Origin of the sequence: Streptomyces shenzhenensis (assembly GCF_021462265.1) — a bacterium.
In the GTDB taxonomy this organism is placed as follows: domain Bacteria; phylum Actinomycetota; class Actinomycetes; order Streptomycetales; family Streptomycetaceae; genus Streptomyces; species Streptomyces shenzhenensis.
On record NZ_JAJONF010000010.1, the window covers coordinates 14,262 to 36,871 of the forward strand.

General features: G+C 72.0%; 12 protein-coding genes. All 12 read right to left on the bottom strand.

Annotated elements, in window-relative coordinates; all coding sequences use genetic code 11:
* Positions 1–60: 60 nt before the first annotated feature.
* Positions 61–312 carry an acyl carrier protein gene (locus LQ326_RS15630; RefSeq protein WP_234536955.1) on the bottom strand — a complete coding sequence of 84 codons (252 nt, stop codon included), beginning with the start codon at positions 310–312 and terminating at the stop codon, positions 61–63.
* Positions 312–1,208, bottom strand: a complete 897-nt coding sequence (locus tag LQ326_RS15635) for a 3-hydroxyacyl-CoA dehydrogenase family protein (protein WP_234536959.1) — start codon at positions 1,206–1,208, stop codon at positions 312–314. The genes LQ326_RS15630 and LQ326_RS15635 overlap by 1 nt, the downstream gene beginning before the upstream one ends.
* Complete coding sequence (locus LQ326_RS15640; RefSeq protein ID WP_234536962.1) at positions 1,205–2,422, bottom strand: class-II aminoacyl-tRNA synthetase family protein; 1,218 nt, start codon at positions 2,420–2,422, stop codon at positions 1,205–1,207. Before LQ326_RS15640 ends, LQ326_RS15635 begins: the two co-directional genes overlap by 4 nt.
* Before the next feature lie 15 nt (positions 2,423–2,437).
* Positions 2,438–3,598, bottom strand: coding sequence for an acyl-CoA dehydrogenase family protein (locus LQ326_RS15645; RefSeq protein ID WP_234536964.1), 1,161 nt, complete (start codon positions 3,596–3,598; stop codon positions 2,438–2,440).
* A gap of 46 nt (positions 3,599–3,644) precedes the next feature.
* The gene (locus LQ326_RS15650) at positions 3,645–4,619 is read right to left on the bottom strand and encodes a 3-oxoacyl-[acyl-carrier-protein] synthase III C-terminal domain-containing protein (protein ID WP_234536966.1); all 975 of its coding nucleotides are present in this window, start codon (positions 4,617–4,619) and stop codon (positions 3,645–3,647) included.
* Positions 4,616–5,866 (bottom strand): cytochrome P450, encoded by a 1,251-nt coding sequence (locus LQ326_RS15655; protein ID WP_234536968.1) that lies wholly within the window; start codon positions 5,864–5,866, stop codon positions 4,616–4,618. Before LQ326_RS15655 ends, LQ326_RS15650 begins: the two co-directional genes overlap by 4 nt.
* Positions 5,867–5,886: 20 nt before the next feature.
* Positions 5,887–6,702 carry an ABC transporter permease gene (locus tag LQ326_RS15660; RefSeq protein ID WP_234536970.1) on the bottom strand — a complete coding sequence of 272 codons (816 nt, stop codon included), beginning with the start codon at positions 6,700–6,702 and terminating at the stop codon, positions 5,887–5,889.
* Positions 6,699–18,497, bottom strand: coding sequence for an amino acid adenylation domain-containing protein (locus tag LQ326_RS15665; protein ID WP_234536972.1), 11,799 nt, complete (start codon positions 18,495–18,497; stop codon positions 6,699–6,701). The genes LQ326_RS15660 and LQ326_RS15665 overlap by 4 nt, the downstream gene beginning before the upstream one ends.
* Positions 18,498–18,760: 263 nt before the next feature.
* A complete protein-coding gene (locus LQ326_RS15670) occupies positions 18,761–19,468 on the bottom strand; it encodes a 2-hydroxychromene-2-carboxylate isomerase (protein WP_234536974.1) in 708 nt (235 codons plus the stop codon).
* A gap of 16 nt (positions 19,469–19,484) precedes the next feature.
* On the bottom strand, positions 19,485–20,231 hold the full coding sequence (gene fabG, locus LQ326_RS15675) for a 3-oxoacyl-ACP reductase FabG (protein WP_234536976.1): 747 nt from the start codon (positions 20,229–20,231) through the stop codon (positions 19,485–19,487).
* Positions 20,232–21,332, bottom strand: a complete 1,101-nt coding sequence (locus tag LQ326_RS15680) for a beta-ketoacyl synthase N-terminal-like domain-containing protein (RefSeq protein ID WP_234536978.1) — start codon at positions 21,330–21,332, stop codon at positions 20,232–20,234. It abuts the gene before it with no gap.
* On the bottom strand, positions 21,332–22,564 hold the full coding sequence (locus LQ326_RS15685) for a beta-ketoacyl-[acyl-carrier-protein] synthase family protein (protein ID WP_234536981.1): 1,233 nt from the start codon (positions 22,562–22,564) through the stop codon (positions 21,332–21,334). Before LQ326_RS15685 ends, LQ326_RS15680 begins: the two co-directional genes overlap by 1 nt.
* Positions 22,565–22,610 lie beyond the last annotated feature (46 nt).

Consider the following 22,610-nt stretch of genomic DNA (forward strand, 5'->3'; position numbering starts at 1 on the left):
TACGAACATCGTGTCGAGGCCCGCTGACACGGCACTGACCGCTACCCGAAACCGGGGGGGTCAGGCGGGAGTGGCCGCCCGACGGGACTCCACGAAGCGCACGACGTGGTTCACCGTGCGGAAGTTCTCGATGTCGAGGTCGGTGGGGTGCACCGCGATGTCGAAGGTCCGCTCGACCCACATCACGAGCTGCACGGCGAACAGTGAGCTGACGCTGCCCGTGGCGAAGATGTCGTGGTCGTCACCGAGTTCGGTGTCCCGGACGTGCTCGCCGATGAAGGTGCGCACGATCTTGGCGATGTCGTCAGTCATCAGGCCTCTGCCTTCTTCCCGGTGGTGACCGGCTCGTACGAATAGAAACCATGACCGCTCTTGCGGCCCAGGCGGCCCGCGGCGACGAGTTTGCGCAGCAGCGGCGCCGGAGCGAACTTGGGGTCGTTGAAGTTGTCCAGAAGGACCTCCAGCGAGTACATGACGGTGTCCAGGCCGATCAGGTCCGCGGTCTCCAGCGGACCCATCTGGTGGCCCAGGCACTGCCGGAAGAGCCGGTCGATGTCGCCGGCCTGCGCCACGTTGTCCTGCAGCAGCAGGATCGCCTCGTTGACGCTGAGCATGGCGACGCGGTTCGTGACGAAGCCCGAGGAGTCCTCGACCACCACGATGTCCTGGCCGACGGCGCGGAACAGCCCACGAGTGACCTCGATCGTCTCCGGCGAGGTGTGGAAGCCGCGGATCACCTCGACGAGCTTCTTCAGCGGCACGGGGTTCATCAGATGGGTGCCGACGACCCGGTCCGGACGGCCGGTGACCGATGCCATCCGGGTGATGGGGATGGCCGAGGTGTTCACGCCGAACACACAGTGCTGCGGCGCGACCGCGTCCATCTCGCGGTACAGCTTCTCCTTGATCTGCCAGTTCTCCGTCACGTTCTCCACGACGAAGTCGGCGTCCGCGAGCCCGTCCAGACCGGTGCGGAACTCGATCCGGGAGAGCACCTCGTCGGGGGTGCTCTTGGCCAGCTCGCGGTCGAGCATCGCGTACAGCCGGGCGTTCTCCCCGATCAGGTCACGGGCCCGGGAGAGGGCGGCGTCGGTGGTGTCCACGAGCACCACGGAGAAGCCCGCCGCGGCGAAGGCGTGGGCACCGCCGACGCCCATCGTGCCGGCGCCCAGGACGGCCACGCGCCGGATCTGGCTGGTATCAGTCATCGCTTTCCCTTGCCCGGTCGAGGTGTGGTGCGGCACCGCTCGGCAAGCGGGGCCGGCCAGTCGGCGACGTCCCATCCGTACTGGCAGAGCACGGCGTAGGTGAACCGCTCCAGGCCGAATCCGACGCAGGCGGAGTACACCGTGGCGCCGTCGGATCCCTTGATGCCGAAGGCGTCGCCGAAGTGCTTTTCGTGCAGGTTGAACGAGCCGATCGAGATGCTGTCCCCGGGGCCGACGTCCAGATGGAGTTCGTGCTTGAGTTCCAGCAGACGTTGCGAGGAGACCTGGGCCGCGGTCGCCGCTCCGGCGAAGAAGGGGTCGCTCGCCACCTCGACCCGGCCGGCCAGGTCGAGCTGTTCGACCAGCTCGACGGCGCGCCGGCGGAACCGGTCGCGGGCCTCGCGGACGAACTCGGCGGTGCCCAGGAAGACGGTCTCGCGGATGGTGAAGTCGGACAGCCGCTCCAGGGTCCGGTGGTAGCGGGACTCGTGCCGGAAGGAGCCGCCCCTGGCGGTCACGACCGTGTTCTCGTCGGGAAGGGTGCTCCCGGCGAACTGGTCGAAGGTGTGGTAGCACATCGTGGGCGGCAGGCACCGGTCCACCGGTGCGCAGCGGTGCAGCACCCGGTCGCCGATGGTGTCCCGCGCCCCGACCTCCTCGGCGAAGGCCCGGTAGGTGTCGACGTCTCCGTCGAGCCGGGCGGCGAACATCATGTGCTGCGGAAAGGAGGAGAGGTATCCGCTGCGGTGCAGCGCGGTGATCGGCAGCAGGGTCGGGTAGCGGTACTCGTGGGCCTCGAACTCCTCGCGGATGATGTCCCGCAGGAGTCCGTCGAGCGCGTCGAGCGCGGCCAGTGCCGGGGCTCCCAGCGCCACCTGGCCGGGCCCGATCTCGTGCACCACGCCGTCCGCCAGCAGCCCGTCGAAGGTGCCGGCGCGCGGGGTGCGGTCCGTGGCGGAGCGCCACAGCACCTTGGGCGGGGTGGGCAGTTGAGGGCGCACCTCGGTGTCGACGACGTGCCGGAGCTTCTTGCCCAGGGCCTCCGCGTCGACCGGATACCCGGTGGTCACCTCGACCGCGTCGACCGCGTCGCCGTCGCCGGGGACGAGCCGGAAGCCGGTGATGGCCTCGGAGATGTAGTAGACGCGCCGGTTGAGTTCGTCGAGGTGGGCCCCCGAGACCGGTTCGTCGAGGGCGAGTCGGTAGGAGTGCATGTCGGCCTCTCGTCCTTACGCCGTCGTCGGCAGGCCCATGAGGCCGGCGATGATGGACCGCTGGATGTCGGAGGTGCCGCCGTAGATCGTGCCCGCGAGCACGTCCCGTACCTCCCGCTCGATGCCGAGTTCCTCGGTGTAGCCGCGGGCGCCGTGGATCTGCATGGCGTCGAGCGCGGTGGCCTTCAGGCCCTCGCTGACGTAGAGCTTCAGCATGGACGCCTCCTGCATCGCGAGGCGGCCCTCGGTGCGCAGCCAGCCGACCTTGTAGAGCATCAGCCGGGCCAGCTCCAGGCGGACCCGCATGTCGGCGATCCGGTGGGAGACGGACTGGAACGCACCGATGGGGCGGCCGAACTGGCGGCGGCCGGTGGCGTACGCGACACAGCGGTCCGTGAGCCGGCTCAGCACGCCGACCTGGCTGGCGAACATGAAGCCGCGCTCCCACTCCATGGTGGAGGTGAACAGCCGGTACCCGGCTCCCTCCGCGCCCAGCCGCTGGTCCTCCCCGACCACGCAGCCGTCGAAGGTGATCTCGCCCATCAGAGTGCCGCGCAGGCCCGCCTTGGGAATGTCGCGGGCAATGAGCCCGGCGGTGTCCGCCGGGACGACGAAGGCGGACAGGGCGCGCTGCGGAGCGACGTCGTCGCCACCGGTGCGGGCGAACACGATGAACAGGTCCGCGCGCGGGCCGTTGCTGATGAACTTCTTCGTCCCGTTCAGCACATAGCCGCCCCCGTCACGGACGGCGGTGGTGGTGAGGGAGAGCATGTCGGATCCGGTCTCCGGCTCCGACAGGGCGTGCGCGCCGACCAGTGAGCCGTCGCAGAGGGCGGGCAGCCAGCGGCGGCGCTGCTCCTCGGTGCCGTGGTCGGCGATGTAGACGGCGCAGGCGAAGAGGTGGTTGTTGATCGCGAAGACCAGGCCGTTGTCGACGCAGCCTTCGCCGAGCGCCTCGTAGGCCATGATCGCGGTCAACGGGTCCAGGCCGCCGCCGCCGTACTCCTTCTTGATCGGCCAGCCCAGCACGCCGAAGTCGGCGCAGGCCTTCCAGCCGCTCTCGTCGAACGTGGCGTTGCGATCGTGCTCGGCCGCCTGGGCGCCGAGGTTGTCACGGGCGAACCGGACGACCTTCTCGCGCAGCGCCCGTTGCTCTGGCGTGGGTGCGAAATCCATCAGTCTTCTCCGTGGTCGGGGAGCGAGGTCCGAAGCGGTGGGCGGCTCACACCTCCCACAAGGTCACCGCCCAGGCGGCCACCTGGCTGTTGTTGAGGACGAGCACCAGGTCGCCCTGGTCCAGTTCGCCGCTCGCCAGCAGGGAGTCCATGTTCAGCACCACGTCGGCGGCGCCCAGATGGCCGTACTCGGCGAGGTGCCGGCCGCACACGGGGTGGATCGGCAGGCCGAGCAGAGAGGTGTAGAAGTCGTAGGCGGAGGCGGTGACGTTCTGCATCAACGTGGCTTTGACCCGGTCCCGGTCCACCCCGGCGTCCGCGAGCACCTGGTCCACCATCGCGCCGAGCCGGCGCGAGCTGAGAGTGGCGAGCTGGAAGCGGTAGCGCGACAGGTCCTGGCACACCTCACGCCACTCGTACCAGGGGGTTTCCTTGTACTCGACGCGGAACAGGTCGTGGAAGCTGCCGTCCGCCTGCTCACGGTGGGCCCGCAGCACCGGCCTCCCGCCACGGACCATGGTCATGGCGAACGCGCCGTCGCCGACGACGGTGACGGGGAACCGGATCCGGTCGACCCCGGTGGGGCGGCTGGCGTGGGTGATGACGATCTGCTCGCGGCGCGGGTCCGCGACCAGCAGATCCCTGGCGAGGGCCCAGGCGGTGCTGGACCCGGTGCAGCCCAGCCCCTCGATGGTGAGGGGGTAGGCGGAGTTCAGTTTCGCCTCGCTCTGCACCCGGCAGACGTCCGAGCCCAGCAGGACGTCCGGTGCCCGCGGCGCCACCAGCAGCAGGACGTCCGGCTCCCCCGGATGTGCCTCGAACAATTCCCGGCAGGCCTGCGCGGCGAGCGGCGCCTGCTCGTTCTCGTCGAAGACCCCGACGGTCCGCACACCGCTGCCCCGGGCGAAGTCCGCCGAGGCGGTGTCCAGCATCGCGAACTCGGGGAGGTCCTCGACGGCCACCCTGGTGTCGGGCAGCAGGCAGTGGATCGCGCCGACGCCGATATCCGTGCCGCTGTTCATACGGCGCTCCCTTCGGCCGCCCGCTCGGCGGTCAGGGAGACCGGCAGGCCGCTGTAGCCGTAGACGAAGTTGGAGAAGAGCCGCTCGGGCGGGCCCTGGAGACTGATGCCGGCGACCTGGCTGCGCAGCGCGTCGAGCATCGCGTTCACATGGACGCGGCCGAGGAAGGCCCCGAGGCAGAAGTGCGGACCGTGGCCGAAGGCGACGTGCTTGTTGGGAGTCCGGGCCAGGTCGAAGACGTCCGGGTGGGTGAAGACCGTCTCGTCCAGGTTCGCCGAGCTGTTCCACAGGCTGACCACGTCACCGGCCCGGACGGTCTGGTCACGCAGCGGTACGTCCACCAGGGCGCGGCGGCCGAAGTGCATGGCGGGGGTGGTCCAGCGCAGCACCTCCTCGGTGGCGCTGTCGACGCTGACCGCGCCGGACTTCAGCGCGCGCCACTGCTCGGGGTGCTCGGCCAGGGCTATCAGGCCGCCCACCGAGGACATCCGGCTGGACTCGTCGCCGCCCAGGATCAGGCTGTAGCAGTTGAAGACGATCTCGTCCTCGGTCAGCGGTTCGCCGTCGACGGTGGCCGTGGCGAGGGCGCTGATCACGTCGTCGCCGGGGTGTCGCCGGCGCCTGGCCGCCAGGTCGGAGAAGTACATGAGGATCTCGTTGCGGGCGAGCCACTCCTCCATCTCGCTGTCGTCGGCGCTGTGCCGGGAGAGCGTCCTGGTGTTCCAGGCGACGAGTTGCTCACGGTCCTCCTGCGGGACGTCCATGAGGTCGCCGATGGTGTTGATGGGGATGTGGTCGGCCACGTCGGTGACGAAGTCCAGCTCACCGTGGGCGAGGGCCTCGGCGACGAGGGCCCGGGTGCGCCGGTGTACGCCCTCGACCACGGGCTCCAGCGCCCGGGGCGAGAAGGACCTGAGCATCAGGTTGCGGATCTCGCGGTGCCGCACGCCGTCGGTGACGGCGAGCATCTTGCGCGAGGCGGAGTCCTCGCCCTGGAGCAGGGTCGCCAGGACGTTGCCCCGCTCGGAGGTGAACCGCTTGTTGTCGCGGTAGACGGTGACAACGTCGTCGTAGGTGGAGATCACCCAGAAGCCGGGACCGTGTTCGGTGGCCCGGTGCCAGAAGACGGGCTGCTCCGAGCGGAACCTGCGCCACATGTCCGGCAGGTCCACGTCGAGGAAGGTCTGCGGATCGGTGAGGTCCACCGTGGCCAGGTCGTCCACGGTCTGCCGTGGTGGGGTGGTCATGTGCTGTCTCTCTCCAGGGGTCAGGCGCCCGCGGTGCGGTAGCGGCGGAGGCTCACCAGTGAGCACAGGGCGAGAAGCAGGCCCAGGGACACCGCGACCACCACCCAGGGGTGGTCGGCGGGGAAGGTGCCGCCGGTGCTCGCGGGGTTGCCCCACAGCCGGCGGCAGCAGGCGATCACGGCGCTCACCGGATTCCACTCCGCGACCGGCCGGATCAGGGACGGGATGTTCTGCGAGGCCAGGAACGCGTTGGACAGGAAGGGCAGCACGATCACCACGAAGGGCGTGATCACGCTGATCGTCTCCACGTTGCGCAGGGTCAGCGCGAACAGCACGCCCAGCCACAGCATCCCGTAGATGAACGCGCCGATCAGTGCGAAGCCGGCGAGCACGGACCACGGCCCGGTGTGCGGGCGCCAGCCGAGCAGCAGCCCGGCGCCGGTGACGACGGCCAGCCCCAGCAGACCCACCAGGAGGTCGGCGAGGGTGTGTCCGAAGAGCACCGCGGAGCGGCTGATCGGCAGCGAACGGAACCGGTCGGTCATACCGCCGTGCAGATCCAGCGCCACGGAGATGGCGGTGGGCCCCACACAGGCGAGGGCCACCTGGACGGCTCCGCCGGCGAAGACGTACTCCCCGTAGGTGCCTCCACCCGGCAGTGTGATGGAGTCCCGGAACAAGTAGCCGAGCATTACCATGCTCACCAGTGGGCTGAGCGCCACGCCCAGCACCCGGGCGGGCGCCCGCCGCAGGTGCCGCAGGCGGCGGCCGGTCACCGCGGAGATCTCGGTGACGAGCGCCGCCACGGGAGCGGGCCGGGTGGCGGCGGCCGTCATGACTGCCGCCCGGCGTTCTTGGCGTGCCAGCGGGCCAGTTCGGCGGTGACGGCCGGGCCGATCTCCTGGAGTGGTCCGTGGCTCATCATCTCGTCGTGGGTGCAGGCGAGGTGGTGGACGTCCATCGGCCCGTCGAAGACGGGCTTCCACAGCCCCACCTTGTCGGCCTGCTCGCCGTCGGAGAGCGCCGACTCGGAGACGAAGAGCTGCATCTTCCCCTCGTAACGCCCTGGGGCGTACCGGGACTTCAGCGTCTGGTGATGGCTCATCAGGTCGACCATCGCCGCCATCCGCCGCGCCCCCATCCGCGCCAGCGGGCTGTCGTCGCGGCGCAGGGTCTCGAAGATGTCCTGGACGGTCAGGTCCCGGTCGCCGAACTCGGAGCGATGGTGTCCGATGCCCTCCAGCAGCCAGGCGTAGAGCGACTGTTCCTCGCGGTCGTCCGGCACCCCGGTGCGCGGATAGGCGTCGAGGACGGAGAGCACGCCGACCTCCTCGCCGGCTGCCCGCAGCTGGACGGCCATCTCGTAGACGATGGTGCCGCCGAACGACCAGCCGAGCAGGTGGTACGGACCCTCGGGCCGAACCTTTTTGATCATCCGGATGTAGTCGCCGGCGATCTCCTCGACCGACCCGGGCAGCGGCGCGAAGTCCACCACGCAGGGCGCCTGGATGCCATAGATCGGGTGCTCGGCGCCGATGTGCCGGGCGAGCGGCAGATACGGCAGGCTGAAGCCGACGCCGCTGTGCACGCAGAACACCGGGGGCAGGCTGCCGGTCGGCCTGATGCACAGCATCGCGCTGAACGGATCGGCCATGTCGGGCGTTGCCGGGGCGGCGAGCGCCTGCGACATCAGCTCCGCGCCGCTGCGGTGCTCCGATCCGGTGGCGGCCTCGACCGGGCCGCCACGGCAGACCTCGGCGAGTTCGGCCACGCTCTGGTGCACGAAGACATCGGCGACGGTGACGTCGAGCCCGGCCTTGCGGGCCCGGCTGACCAGCAGCAGCGACTTCATGCTGTCCATGCCGACGTCGAAGACGCTCTGCTCGACCCCGATCCGGGCCAGCCCCAGCACCTCGGTGACGATGTCGTGCAGGACAGACTCGGTCTCGTCGCGCGGGGCGGTCCCGGCCGTGTCCCTCGCCTCTTCCGGGGCGGGCAGCGCGGCCCGGTCCACCCGGCCGTCCGCGGTGAGCGGCAGGGCGTCGAGCACCACGAACGCGGACGGCACCATGTAGGCGGCGAGCGCCGAACCCGCGGCCTTGGCCAGGGCGTCGGTGTCCACCGCTGCCCCTTCGGCGGGTACGACGTACGCCACCAGCCGGACGTCGCCTGAACGGTCCTCACGGGCCACCACCGCCACCCGGTCCACCGCCGCCTGCGACGCCAGTACCTCTTCGATCTCGCGCAGGGCGACCCGGAAGCCGCGCACCCGCACCTGGTCGTCCGAGCGGCCCACGTGCCTCAGGTCACCGTCCGCGCCCCACTTCACCAGGTCGCCGGTGCGGAACATCCGGGCGCCGGGCGGGCCGTAGGGGCAGGGCACGAAGCGTTCGGCGGTCGCCGCGGGGCTGCCGGCGTAACCGCGGGCCAGGCCGTCGCCGGCGAGGTACAGCTCGCCGGGCACGCCGGGGCCGACCGGTCCCAGCCAGGGGTCCAGGACGTACGCCCGTACGTTGCCGATCGGCCGGCCCAGTGGCAGGACTCCGGTGCCGGTCTCCTCGCCGGGCTCGACGATCCGGGAGAGCGCGCCGACCGTGGCCTCCGTCGGACCGAACTCGGTCACCACCCGTACCCGCGGGTGGGCCGCGCGCCACTCGTCCAGCCGCTCGGCCTGCACGGGCTCGTCGGCGAGGACCAGTTCGCCGCTCGGCGAGCAGCCGTCGGGCAGCGCGCCCAGCAGCGCCAGGTGGCTCGGGGTGCCCTTGAGGAACGCGGCTCCGCCGCGCGTCGTGGCGTCGTCCTCGGCGAGTTCGGCCAGGCGCACCGTGCCGCCGGTGACCAGCGGCAGGAACAGTCCAGTGACCGAGACGTCGAAGGACAGCGGAGTGGGCAGCAGCGCGTCGTCGCCGGCGCGGTGGTACGTCTCCCGGGCCCACGTCAGGTAGTTGACCACCGCGCGGTGCTCGACGACGACGCCCCTGGGGCGGCCGCCCGCGCCGGCGGTGTGGATGACGTAGGCGGGATGGGCCGGGCGCAGCGGGTTCGGACGGTCGGTGTCGGTGACCGCCGCCGCTGACGTGGCCTTCACCGCGGGCCCGTCCACCACCACCGGGGTCGTCCCGGTGGCCAGCATCCGCCGGGCGAGGCCACCGGTGGTGACCACCCTGAGCGGCGCGGCCTCGGCGAACATCCGCTTGATCCGCTCGACGGGTTCGTCGGCCTCGACGGGCAGGTAGCCGGCACCGGACTTCAGGACACCGAGCACCGCGACGACCGCCTCCGGCGACCGGGGCAGGGCGAGCGCCACGACCTTCTCCGGGCCGGCACCGGCCTCGATCAGATGCCGGGCCAGTTGGTTGGAGCGGGCGTCGAGCTCCGCGTAGGTGAGGGTGCCCGACTCGGCGAGCACCGCGGTGGCGTCAGGGGTGCGCGCGGCCTGCGCGGCGAACAGCTCGGGCAGGGTGGTGTCGGGCACCTCCCGGGCGGTGTCGTTCCACGCGGTGAGCACCTGGGCGCGTTCGTCCTCGCCCAGCACGTCCAGCCGGCTCAGCCGGACGCCGGGGTCGGCGGCCACCGCGCGCAGCAGCCGTACGAAGCCGGCCACGAGGCGCTCGGCGGTGGCCCGGGTGAACAGGTCGGTGCTGTAGCCGAGCAAGCCCCGCATGGAGCCGTCCTCGGGCCACTCCAGCAACTGCAGGGCGAGGTCGACCTTGATCCGGCCGGACTCGACGAAGGCGGGGCGCACCGTCAGACCGGGCAGCACCAGCGGTGCGTCCTCGTTGTTCTGGAGCGTCAGCATGACCTGGAACAGCGGGTGCCGGGCCAGCGAGCGCGGCGGGTTGAGGGCGTCCACGATCTGCTCGAAAGGCACGTCCTGATGGGAGTAGGCGGCCAGGTCGGTCTCGCGGACCCGGGCCAGCAGTTCGGTGAAGGCCGGGTCGCCCGCGGTGTCGGTGCGCAGTACCAGGGAGTTGACGAAGAAGCCGACCAGGTCGCCGAGCGCGTCGTCGGTGCGCCCGGCCACCGAGGTGCCGAGCGGGATGTCGGTCCCGGCGCCGAGCCGGGTGAGCAGGGCGGCGAACGCGGCCTGGAGCACCATGAACTCGGTGGCGCCGGCCCGGCGGGCGATGGCCACCAGGGCGGCGTAGAGCTCGGCGTCGAGTTCGAACATGACCTCGCCGCCGGAGTTCCCGCTCACCGCCGGCCGCGGGAGGTCCGCGGGCAGGGCCAGTTCGTCGGGCAGTCCGGCCAGCGTCTGCTTCCAGTACTCCAGCTGCCGGGAGAGATGGCTGTCGGGGTCGTCAGCGGAGCCGAGCAGCTGCCGTTCCCAGACCGCGTAGTCCGCGTACTGCACCGGGAGCGGCGCCCAGCCGGGGGCTCCGCCGGCGCACCGCGCCCGGTAGGCGGCCGACAGGTCGCCCAGCAGCGGTGCCATCGACCAGCCGTCGAAGGCGATGTGGTGGAAGACCAGCAGCAGCACGTGCTCGTCCTTGCCGAGGCTGAACAGCCGTACCCGCAGCGGCGTTTCGCAGGTCAGGTCGAAGCCGAGGTCGTACTCGGCGTCGAGGGCGGCGGCCAGACCGTCCTCCGGCAGGGCCCGGACCTTCAGCTCCGGAGCACCGTCGTCGGCGTCCAGCACCCGCAGCGACGGCATGCCGTCGGTCTCCGGGATCACGGTGCGCAGCACCTCGTGCCGGGCCGCCACGTCCCGCAATGCGGCCCGCAGGGCCTCGGCGTTCAGCCGCCCGGTGAGCCGGAAGGTCATCGGCGAGTTGTAGGTGCCGGTGGCGCGCCCCTCGCGGCGGTTGAGGAACCAGAGCCGCTGCTGGGCGAAGGACAGCGGTCGGTCGGCGTCCGCGGGGGCCGGTGCCAGGGTGGGGCGGGCCGCGTCGGCGGTGTCCAGCTGCCCGGCCAGGGCGGCCACCGTGCGCGCCTCGAACAGGGCGCGGATGGGCAGTTCCACGCCCAGCGCCGTACGGGCCCGGCTGACCAGCCGGGTCGCCAGCAGCGAGTGGCCCCCGATGTCGAAGAAGTCGTCGTCGATGGTGACCCGGTCCAGGCCGAGCACGTCGGCGAACAGACTGCGGAGGATGTCCTCGACGGGGTTGCGGGGCTCACGTCCCTGTGCCGCGGTGTGCGCGCTCGGCGCGGGCAGCGCCTTGCGGTCGAGCTTGCCCTGGGGAGTCAGCGGCAGCTCGGGCAGGGCCACGACCGCGGAGGGGACCATGTAGTCGGGCAGTTCGCCGGCCACCCGCTCGCGCAGCCCCTCGGCGACGGCGTTCTCGTCGGTGAGGACGACGTACGCCACCAGCCGCCGGTCCCCGCTCTCGTCCTCGCGCACGGTGACCGCGGCCTGGGCCACGCCCTCCTGGGCCAGCAGCACCGAGGAGATCTCGCCGAGCTCGATCCGGAAGCCGCGCAGCTGGACCTGGTCGTCGGCCCGGCCGACGTAGTCCAGTTGGCCGTCGTCCAGCCGGCGCACCAGGTCGCCGGTGCGGTACATCCGCTCGCCGGGAGCACCGTACGGGTCGGCGACGAACCGCTGGGCGGTGAGGTCCGGCCGACGCAGATAGCCGCGGGCGAGTCCGCCGGAGACATACAGCTCGCCGGTCACGCCGACCGCGGTCGGCGCCAGGTCGCGGTCCAGGACATAGACACGGTGCGCGGAGGTCGGACGGCCGATGGGCGGCCGGCCGGTCCCGGACAGCGGGCCGGCCACCGTCGAGCTGACCACGGCCTCGGTCGGGCCGTACCCGTTGTACAGCCGTACGCTCGCCGCCCAGCGTTCGACGACCTCGGCGGGCACGGCCTCGCCGGCGACCGCGAGGCGCAGATCGGCGGGCAGGGTGCTGCCCTCGGGCAGTCCGCCGACCACCACCGGCGGCAGACCCGCCAGGTTGACACGGGCCTTGTTGATGAGGTCGACCAGGGGCCGGCCAGGTGTGCGGCACTCCTCGTCGGCGATCACCAGCGTGCCGCCGTTGAGCAGCGCCAGCATGATCTCCCAGACCGACGCGTCGAAGCTGAACGAGGCGAACTGGAGCACCCGGGTGTTGCTGTCCAGCCCGAAGCGCTCGACCAGGCTGGAGACCATCGCCAGCAGGCCCTGGTGCGCCACGGCGACGCCCTTGGGCCGTCCGGTGGAGCCGGAGGTGTAGATGACGTAGGCGAGATGGCGGGCGTCCAGCGGAGCGCGGCGCTCGCCGTCGACGACGTCGTGGTCGGCGTAGCGCGCGAGGTCGCCGGGCGTTCCGTCGGTGCTGACGGTGACGACGGCCGCCGGTGTGCCGGGGAGGCCGGCCGCGATCTCCTCCGTGGTGAGTACGGCCACCGGGCGGGCGTCCTGAAGCATGTACCCGATGCGGTCGGCGGGGTACGCGGAGTCGACCGGCAGGTAGCCGGCGCCCGCCTTGAGGACCGCGAGCGCGGCCACCACCATCGTGGCCGAGCGCGGCAGGGTCACCGCGACCAGGTCCTCGGGGCCGACGCCGCGGTCGATGAGCAGGCGGGCCAGCCGGTTGGCGCGGGAGTCGAGTTCCGCGTAGGTGAGTTCGTCGTCGCCGTCGACGACCGCGACGGCCTGCGGCGTCCGGGCGGCGTGTTCCTCGAAGACCTCGGTCGCGGGGCGGGACGCGACCGGCGCCGCGTGGCCGGCCCAGTCACCGAGCAGGAGGCGGCGCTCCTCGTCGCCCAGTGCGTCCACGCTGCCCAGCCGTGCGCCGGGAGCGGCGACCAGCGCACGGAGGACGTGCACGAGGCGGTCCACGATCGCCCCGACGCCCCGGACGTCGAAGACGTCGGAGCGGTACTGGGCCTCCAGCCGCAGGCGGTCGCCGGGGAACACGCCGAGCGCCAGCGGGTACTCGGCGATCACCCGGGCCTGCCAGTCGAGCATCGACAGTCCGGGAACGTGCTCGCCGATGCGGTCGAGTACACCGGTCGGGTAGTTGTGGAAGCTCACCACCGTGTCGAAGAGCTCGCCCACCCCGGCGAGTTGCTGCACCTCGGCCAGGCCCAGGTGCTGGTGCGGTTCGAGGGTGAGCTGACGCGACTGGAGGTCGGTCAGCATCTCCTCGAAGGTGGTCCCCGGGGCCAGGGGCACCCGCACGGGCAGCGTGTGCATGAACGAGCCCACCATCTGCTCCACGCCCGGCAGTTCGGCGGGGCGTCCGGAGACAACGGCGCCGAAGGTGACGTCCTGGCGGCCGGTCAGCCGGCCCAGGGCCACCGCCCAGGCGCCCTGCATGACGGTGTTCATCGTCAGGCCGCGCGCATGGGCCCACGAGGTCAGCGCCTGCGTCAGGTCCTCGGGCAGTTCCACGCTCCAGGTCCCGGGCAGCGAGTCGACCCGGTCACGGTCGGCGGGGCCGAGCCGGGTGGGCTCCGCCACTCCGGCCAGTTCCTGCCGCCACGCCGTCCGCGCGGCCTCCTTGTCCTGTGCGCCTGCCCACTCCAGGTAGCCGCGCACCGAGGCGACCGGTGGCAGTGCCGAGGTGTCCGCGCCGTTGGACCACAGCGTGACCAGCTCGTGGGCGAGGACTGCCGACAGGGACCAGCCGTCCACCAGGATGTGGTGGGCGGTCCACACCACCCGGTACCGGTCCGGCGCCAGGGTGTAGACGGTGAACCGGGTCAGCGGGGCCTCGGCCACGTCGAACCGGCGCAGCCACTCCTCGTCGGTCAGCCGGATCGTCTCGTGTTCTCTGCCGTCGGCAGGGATCTCGGTCAGGTCGACCTCGTACCAGGGCACCTCGACGGTTCCGGGGATCACCTGCACGGGGTCGCCGGCGTCCCGGTCGCGGAAGCAGGCCCGCAGGACGTCGTTGCGCTCCAGCAGAGCCGCCACCGCCCGGCGCAGCGCGGCCTTGTCCAGCGGACCCTGGATGTCCATGAGGACCTGGAGGGTGTAGGCGTCCATCCCGTGCCGGTCGAACTCCGCCTGGAACAGCAGCCCGCGCTGCAGCGGCGACAGCGGCAGGATGTCCGTCAGTTCCTCGACCTCGCGCTCGTAGGCCTCGATCTCGTCCTGGCCGACGGTCACCAGCGGGAACTCGGAGGGGGTACGGCCGCCCGCCCCCGGGCGCCGGGCGTGTTCGGCGAGCAGGCGCAGCGAGCGGAACCAGCCCTCGGCGAGCTCCCGGACGTCCTCTTCCGAGAGCAGCCCGCTGGCGTACGTCCAGGTCGCCGAGAGCACCGGTCCCCCGGGGCGGTCCTCGGTGACCGCGACGACCTCGACGGGGTGGCGCAGCGGGGTGTCCGGGTGGGCGCTCTGGCCGCAAGCCCCGGACTCCATCTGCCAGGCCTCTCCCGTGCCGGCGGTGAAGCGGCCCAGGTAGTTGAAGCCGAGCTGCGGCACGGGCTGCCGGGACAGCACGCGGGCGGTCTGCGGGTTGATGTGCCGCAGCAGGCCGTGGCCGAGGCCGTGCCCCGGCACCGCGCGCAGCTGTTCCTTGACGCGCTTGAGCGCCCTGCCGCAGCTCTCGCCGGCGGCCGCGACCTCGTTCCAGTCGAGGTCGCCGAGGTCCAGGGCGACCGGGTACACACTGGTGAACCAGCCGACGGTGCGGGAGAGGTCGGGCTCACCGGGGATCAGTTCGCGGCCGTGTCCCTCCAGCTCGACGACCGTCCGGGTGGCGGAGGCACCGTGCCGTCGGCGCCGGTCGGCGATCGCCAGCGCCAGGCCGGTCAGCAGGACGTCGTCGACTTCCGCGTGGAAGACCGCCGGCACGGAGGTGAGGAGCTCGGCGGTCTGCTCGACGGTCAGCTCGATCGTGACCTCTCCGGCGGTCGCGTGGGTGTCCCGGACCGGGTCGAGGGCACGGGTGCCGAGCACCGGCTCGTCAGCGCCCGACTGCTCGGACCACCAGGCCAGTTCAGCCGCGCGCCGGGCGGTGCGGGCCTCCTGTGAAAGGGCCTGGGCCCAGCCGCGGTAGGAGGTGGCGACCGGTTCGAGCCGCACCGGTCGGCCCTGCGTCAGCTGGTTCCACACAGCCTCCAGGTCGGGCAGCAGGATGCGCCAGGAGACCCCGTCGACGGCCAGGTGGTGGATCACGATCAGCAGGCGGCCCGGCCGGTCCGGGCCCGCGTCGAGGAGCACGGTCTGCACCATCAGCCCGTCCTCGGGCCGCAACCGGCCACGCGCGGCGACGAGTTGGCCGGGCAGCGGATCCTCGTCGGCACCGCAGACGTCGACCCGCGTGACGGTGTCCGAGGCGGACACGGCGCCGACGGGCAGCGTCTCCAGGGACCAGAGCCCAGGGGCCGGGACGGACAGCCGCGTCCGCAGCGTGTCATGGGTGTCCAGCAGCGCCTGTACGGCGGTCGTGAGCTGCTCCATGTCGGTTCCGGCCGGAACCGTGAGCGTCACGTATTGGCTGAACTCCCGTGCGGCGTCGGGATGTTCGGCGAGCTCCTCGCGGAGCTGGTCGACGATCGGGGTGGGCTCGATCTCACCGACGCCGTCCTGGGCGGCCGTCGGGGCCTTGTCCTCCACGGGCTGCGCGGCTGCGGCGATGGCGGCCGGCGTGCGGTGCAGGAAGACGTCGCGGGAGGTGATGACCAGCCCGGCCTTACGGGCCCGGCTGACCACCTGGATCGAGCTGATGCTGTCGCCTCCGAGGGCGAAGAAGCTGTCGTTCGGGCCGACCGAGGGCAACCCGAGCACCTCGGCCAGCACCTGGGCGACGAGCTGCTCCGTGGGGTTGCGCGGAGCCTCGGACGCGGCGCCGGCCACTGCTGCGGTCGGCGCGGCGAAGTCGGGGGCGGGCAGGGCCTTGCGGTCCACCTTGCCGTGCGCCGTCAACGGCAGCCGGTCCAGGGCGACGAGGGCGGCCGGAACCATGTAGCCGGGCAGGACGCCGGCGAGTCCGTCACGGACCGCGTCGGCGCTCGGGGCGGGCTGCTCGGGCACGTAGTAGCCGATGAGCCGCTTCTGGCCGACCTGGTCGGCGCTCGCGGTGACCACCACGTCGGAGACGCCCGGCAGTGCGCGCAGCGCCGCTTCGACCTCGCCCAGCTCGATCCGGTGGCCGCGGATCTTGACCTGGTGGTCACGGCGCTCGATGAAGTCCAGTTGCCCGTCGGCGCGCAGCACCACCCGGTCGCCGGTGCGGTACATGCGCGCGCCCCGGCCCACGAACGGGTCGGGCACGAAGGTGGTGGCCGTACGGCCCGGGTCGGCGAGGTAGCCGCGGCCGACACCGGCGCCACCGATGAAGAGTTCGCCCGGCACCCCCTGCGGCACCGGCCGCAGTTCGTCGCCCAGCACGTACAGCCGGGTGTTGCGCAGCGGCCGGCCGATCGGGACGTACGCCCCGTCGAGGAGGTCGCCCTGGCGGACGTAGGCGTGCGTCACATCGTCCGAGCACTCGGTCGGACCGTACATGTTGACCAGCGGGATCGCCGGGTAGCGGGCGAACCAGCGGTCGCACAGCTCGGGGGCGAGTGCCTCTCCGTTGGAGATCATCCAGCGCAGGCCGGGCAGCTTCGGGGCGCTGCCGGTGGTGTCCCACGCGTCAAGCGTGGCGCGCAGCAGGGAGGGGACCACCTCCAGAGTGGTCAGGTCCTCGTCCCCGATGACGCCGAACAGCGCGTCCGGGTCGGCCGCGGTCTCCCGGCTCACCACCCGGATCCGCCCACCGACCAGCAGGGTGGTCAGGGTCTGCCACACCGTGATGTCGAAGGTCACCGGCGCGTTGTGCACCAGGCTGTCCGCTCGGGTCAGGGAGAGTTCCTCGACCTTGGCGAGCAGGTGGTTGATCATGCCGCCGCGCTGCACCATCGCGCCCTTGGGCTTGCCCGTGGAGCCGGAGGTGAAGATGACGTACGCCAGGTCCTGGGGACCGCCGACGACCGGCGGGAGGTCCTCCGGTGCGTCCTCGGCGCCGTCCAGGACCAGCAGGTCGAGCTGGTGGCCGGCCTCCGCCACCAGTCGCTCCGCCAGTTGCCGGTTGTCCGCGTCGGCCACCAGGCAGGTGGCCGAGCTGTCGGCGAGCAGCGCGGTCAGCCGGGCGTGCGGCGAGCGCGCGTCGAGCGGCAGGAAGGCGCGGCCGGAGCCCAGCACACCCAGCTCGGCGACGACGAAGTCCCGTCCGGGCTCGACCAGCAGGGCCACCGGTCCGGATCCGGTGAGCCGTCGGGAGAGCGCGCCCGCCCGGCCGGCCAGCCGGGCGTAGGTCAGGCTGCCCGCGTCGTCGGTCACGGCCACGGCGTCCGGGCGCTCGGCGGCCCGGGCACGTACCCGCTCGACGACACCGAGGTACGGTTCGGGCCGCTCGGGGCCGGTGAGCACCCGTGTGAGCCGCGTCTGCTCACCGGGCGCCAGCAGGTCCAGGGCGCCGAGCCGGTCGTCGGCGCCGAGGGTCACGAACCGGTCGAGCCAGGCGATGAAGCGCTGCAGGTGGTCACGGGCCTCGTCGCGGTCGTAGCGGCTCTCGTTGGCGCTGAGGTCGACGCCGACGCCGGCCGTGCCCTTGTCGGCGACCGTGAACTCCAGGTCGTCCACCAGACCGGTCGAAGGGCTCTGCAGGACGGCCTCGCACGGCCCGATGGTCAGCTTCTCGATCTGCGGCATCATGTTGAGGAACGGGCCGAACGGGCGCCGGTCGTCGCTGGCCAGCCCCATTCCACGGCGCACCCTGCTGACACGGTAGCGCTGGTGCTTGAGGGCCCCGGTGATCTCCTTGTGCGCGGCGGCGAGCAACTCGCCGCGGGTCGTTCGCGGCCCGATCCGCAGCCGCAGCGGCAGATAGTTGACGACCATGCCGGGGATGTTCTGCAGAGCGCCGCCCACGCGGGCGGTGACCGGCAGCGACAGCATGACGTCGTCCGTCCCGGTCATCCGCTGGGTGTAGGCACCGAGCGCGGCGACCAGCACGGTCTGCCAGGTCACCCGGGCGTCCCAGGCAACCGCCCGCAGCCGCTGGGCCAGGTCGTCGGCGAGGACGGTCCCCTCGCGCAGGAACGACTGGGCCGGCTCGGCGTCCCGACGGGCCAGGGTCACCGGTTCGGGGGCGTCGGCAAAGTGATCCTGCCAATAGGCCCGGTCGCGGTCCTGGCGCGGGGAATCGGCGTAGGCGGCCTCCGCCTCGATCAGCGCGCTCAGCGGGGCGAAGCGCCCCTCGTCGAGCGAGGTGCCCGCAGTCATCGCCTCGTAGATGGCAGACAGCCGCTGCCAGTAGATGACGTAGCTGAAGCCGTCGGACGCCAGGTGATGGTTGAGCAGGCAGAAGATCGTGCGGTCCGCGGCGAGCGTGAACACGCTGAACCGGAACAGGGGCGTGTCACCGCCGACCGTGAAGGGAACCCGCAGGTCGGCCCGGATGGCTTCGTTCGCGGCGGCCACGGGGTCGGCGGCGCCGCTGACGTCGGTGACGGTCAACGGCAGCTCGGCGAGGTCCTCGACGACCTGGCGGGGCTCGCCGTCGACCTCGAAGAAGCGGGTGCGCAGGCACTCCGACTCCTCGGCGAGCCGGGCCAGCGCCGCCGTGAACCGCTCACGGTCCAGCGGGCCCTTGATGTCCCAGTAGATCGCGGTGTTGTACGTGGCACCGCCGCCGGTGAGCTTCTCGTCGAACCAGATGTCCTTCTGGCCAGCGGTGAGCGGCAGGCCGGTCGTCGGCACACGCGTCATTGCAATCCCCTCGGAAAGGTTCACCAGGTCCATGCGGCCGTCCCGGCCGGCGCAGCGCGATCGGCGCTGGACGCTCAAGGGCTTGGGACCATGCATGAAGCGCTGCCCCGTCCGGCTGTCCGGAGCGGGCAGGGCAGCGTCGTGATCGATGGTGGTCGAGCGCGCTGACAGCGCACTGACCAGGAACTGACGGTTCGCCACGCCCCTGTGGCGTGCCGTGGGCAGGCCGGGACACGACCCGGCAGGGCCCACGAGCGGCCCGGTCAGCCGCAGCCGCCCGCGTGGCCGTCGTCGGCCGAGCGGCCGACGCCCACCGCGCCGGCGGTGGCGGGTGCCAGGGACGCCGCGGAGGCCACCCCGGTACGCACGTGTTCCACGAAGGCGTCGAGCCGGTCGAGCCCCCAGAAACGGGTGAAACCCTTGACGAAGAACGGCACTCCGAAGACGCCGTCCGTACAGACCTCCATCAGGATGTCCGCACCCCGCTCCCGCAGTTCGGGGTCTTCGTGGGCGCGGGAGATCACCTCGGGGTGGATCCCCAGCTCGCGGCCGATGTCCGCGATGGTCGCCGGGTCGCAGACGTTGCGCCCCTCGCCGAACCGGGTCCGGTAGACCGCGGCGATGTAGTCGTGCCCCCGGCCCTCCCGGGCCGCCACCAGATAGCCCAAGTGCGGAACCTCCCAGACCGGCTCGATGTCCACGGGCCAGTTCACGGTGATGCCGCGTGCCTTGGTGATCCGGCCGACGTCCTGGAGGATGTACCGGTTCTTCTCCCGCGACATCTCCGAGTACGGGAACCGTCCGCCGCGTTCTCGCAGCATCCGCGCGCTGGTCTCGTCCGGTTCGAAGAACGGCAGCCATTCCAGCCGCTCCACGAGGTCTTTGTGGTGTTCCGTCAGTTCCTGGTAGGCGAGCCAGGAGTACGGGCTGCGCAGTGAGAAGTAGAAGCGCGGGGTCTTGTTCTTGGGCATGCTGCTCCTTAGCGGGTCAGACGACGAGGCCGCCGTCGACGCCGAAGACCTGTCCGGTGATGTAGGCGGCGCGGTCGGAGACCAGGAACGACACCAGGTCGGCCACCTCCCGGGGGTGGCCGAGGCGGCCGAGCGGAATGCGCTCGGTCATCTTCCGGGTGTGCTCCGGCGCCAGCCCGGACAGCATGTCGGTGTCGATGAAGCCCGGCGCCACGGCGTTGACGCGCACGCCGTAGCGCCCGGACTCCTTGGCCAGCGCCTTGCTGAAGCCGATGATCCCGGCCTTGGACGCGGAGTAGTTGGTCTGCGTCGCGTTGCCGTACACCCCCGCCACGGACGACATCGTGACGACGGTGCCCGCCCGGCGCTTCATCATGGCGAAGACGGCCGCCTTGCACAGGTGGTAGGTGCCGTCCAGGTTGGTGCGCAGGACGGCGTCCCAGTCGTCCTCGGACATCATCACCAAGGGGTTGTCCCGGACGATGCCGGCGCACGAGACCGCCGCGTGCAGCGGGCCGAGCGTGTCCTCCGCGCCGCGGACGAAGTCCCGTACGGCGCGGGCGTCGGCGACGTCGACGCGGGCGGTGAACACACCCGCGCCCTCCTTCTCGGCCTCCTGGGCGACCGACCGGGCCGCCTCCTCGTCGGACCGGTAGCAGAACGCGACGTCGAAGCCGTCCCGCGCGAGTGCGGTGACCACATGCCGTCCGATGCCCCGGGAACCCCCGGTCACCAGCGCCACCCTGCGGGCGTTCGTCTCCACTCAGCTCTCCTCGTTCGTCGCGGCGGCGAGCAGCGCACAGCCGGCCGTGCCGTCCCGGTCGACCGCCGTCACGAGGGCGAGTGCGCCGGGTGGGGTCTCCTCGTCGTCGAGCAGCGACAGCACCGCCGCGAGCTGCAGGCCGGCGGTGGCCGCAGAGGTGTCGCCCAGCAGCGCGCGGCTGCCCAGCAAGCGGGGCCCGGCCGAGCCGAGGACGTCCCCGATCGCGGCCTCCTCGGTGCCGGCCAGGTGCCCGCCCGTCTCGGCCGGGGCCACCACGCGCACCTCCCCGGCCCGCGCGCCGGCCTGCTTCAAGGCGTCGCGTACGCACTCCGCCAAGGCCGCGCGGGCGTCGGACGGTTCGGCGAAGGCGCGGAACCGGGTGGTCAGCAGGCGGGCTCGCACCCGCCGGCCGGCCGCCCGCGCGTCCTCTGCGGTCTCCAGCAGGAACACCGCGCCGCCCTCGCCCAGTGGGGACGTCCGGTCATCGCCGTCCCGGCCGTGCCACTCCAGCCAGGCCCGCTGCTCGGAGTACTCCTCGGCCGCCCCGCACAGCACCCGCGCGCAGTGGCCGCCACGATGCAGCCGGGCGGCGTAGCTCAGCGCGGTCAGGCCGGTCAGGCGGCCGCCGGCGATGGTGGTGTTCGGCCCTTTGATGCCGTGCCAGATCGCGCTCTGCCCGGCGGCCCGGTTCATCACCGTGTTCGGGAAGCGCGCCGGGTCGACGTGGTAGGGGCGCTCCCCCACGAGTGAGTCGCGGGTGAAGTCCATGATGCTCTGCACACTGCCCGAGCCGGTGCCCAGCACCAGCCCGGTCTCCTCGGGCCGGGACGTCAGCTCCGGTCCGCCGTCGGCCAGCAGCAGTCCCACGGCGGTCACCGCGATGCCGGTGACCCGGTCCATGGTGCGGGTGCCCTTGCGGCCGATGTGATCGGCGGCGTTGAAGTCCGGCACGAGCGCGCCCTCGGTGAACGGTCCTGGGAAGGCCGCCCGGTCGAGTGCGCCGATCGCGCTGCGGCCGGCCTGGATGCCGGTACGGAAGGGCTCGCTGCCCACGCCGTACGGGGACACCGCCGACCAGGTGGAGAAGACCAGCGCGGACATCAGGCGGCCTCCCGGTGCCGGCCCAGGATGAGCACGGCGTTGTTGCCCGCGAAGGCGAGCGCGTTGTTCTGCACGACGGTCAGCTCAGCGGGACGCGCCTTGTTGGGCACACAGTCCAGCCCGCATTCCGGGTCGGTCTCCCGGTGGTTGATGGTGGGCGGGATGAAGCCCTCGGCGATGGCCAGGGCACAGGCGGCCGAGCCGAGGGCACTGGCCGCACCCATGCTGTGCCCGACCATCGACTTGATGGACACGGTGGGCGGCGGAGTGTCGAAGACCTGGCGGATGGCGCCCGCCTCGGTCACGTCGTTGGCCTTGGTACCGGTGCCGTGGGCCGAGATGAAGTCGACGTCCGCCTCGGTGATCCCGGCGTTGCGGTGGGCCAGTGCCATGCAGCGGGCGAGGCTGTCCTGGTCGGGCGCGACGGGATGGTGGGCGTCGCAGGTGAGCCCGTATCCGAGGACCTCGGCGTAGATACGGGCGCCGCGTGCCCGGGCGGACTCCAGGCTCTCCATCATGAGGATGCCGGCGCCCTCGCCGGTGAGGATGCCCTTGCGGTCCCGGTCGAAGGGCTGGCACACCTCGGGAGCGATGGTGCCCAGCCGGTAGAAGCCGGCGAAGGTCTTGCGGCACACCGCGTCGGCTCCCCCGCAGAGCGCCACATCGACGTCGCCGGCCCGGATCGCGTCGTAGCCGCTGCCGATCGCGTAGTTGCCGGCCGCGCAGGCGGTGGGGATGGTCAGGGCCTCGACGTCGGTCAGCCCGAGTTCGCGGACGATGCTCGTGGACAGCCTGCTCGCGTGGGCCCGTCGGGCGATCCCCGGGGTGAGGTGCTCCGGGCCCTTGTCGAGCTGTTCACCGACCAGCAGGTCGAGGTCGCGGGACTCCGCGTCCGTGGTGCCGACCGACACCATGGTCCGCCGGCCGCGGAGTTCCTCCGCGCCGATCCCCGCGTCGGCGACGGCCATGTTGGCCGCCGCCACGGAGAACTGGGTCGCCCGGCCGAGTTCCTCCGGTTGGAACGTACGGATCCACTCCGCCGGGTCGAAGTCCGCGACCTCGCACCCGTAGGAGTGGGCGAAACCACTGGTGTCGAAGGCCGTGATGGGCTTGGCCCCGCTGCGGCCGGCCCGCAGGCCGGCCAGGAACTCCTCGGCTCCGAGGCCGATGCTGGTGACCAGGCCGAGTCCGGTGATCACCACCTGGCGCGGCCACTGATCGTTGTCGTTCACCCTGCACTCCAGTCCCTCACGCCCGACCCGGGCGGGCCCGGCCGGG

Bases quoted from the DNA above. Each gene is read 5' to 3' on its own strand.
- LQ326_RS15635 (WP_234536959.1), bottom strand. From the start codon at position 1,208: ATGACTGATACCAGCCAGATCCGGCGCGTGGCCGTCCTGGGCGCCGGC.
- LQ326_RS15670 (WP_234536974.1), bottom strand. From the start codon at position 19,468: ATGCCCAAGAACAAGACCCCGCGCTTCTACTTCTCACTGCGCAGCCCG.
- LQ326_RS15680 (WP_234536978.1), bottom strand. From the start codon at position 21,332: ATGTCCGCGCTGGTCTTCTCCACCTGGTCGGCGGTGTCCCCGTACGGC.
- LQ326_RS15665 (WP_234536972.1), bottom strand. From the start codon at position 18,497: ATGACGCGTGTGCCGACGACCGGCCTGCCGCTCACCGCTGGCCAGAAG.
- LQ326_RS15645 (WP_234536964.1), bottom strand. From the start codon at position 3,598: ATGGATTTCGCACCCACGCCAGAGCAACGGGCGCTGCGCGAGAAGGTC.
- LQ326_RS15655 (WP_234536968.1), bottom strand. From the start codon at position 5,866: ATGACCACCCCACCACGGCAGACCGTGGACGACCTGGCCACGGTGGAC.
- LQ326_RS15650 (WP_234536966.1), bottom strand. From the start codon at position 4,619: ATGAACAGCGGCACGGATATCGGCGTCGGCGCGATCCACTGCCTGCTG.
- LQ326_RS15660 (WP_234536970.1), bottom strand. From the start codon at position 6,702: ATGACGGCCGCCGCCACCCGGCCCGCTCCCGTGGCGGCGCTCGTCACC.
- LQ326_RS15640 (WP_234536962.1), bottom strand. From the start codon at position 2,422: ATGCACTCCTACCGACTCGCCCTCGACGAACCGGTCTCGGGGGCCCAC.
- LQ326_RS15630 (WP_234536955.1), bottom strand. From the start codon at position 312: ATGACTGACGACATCGCCAAGATCGTGCGCACCTTCATCGGCGAGCAC.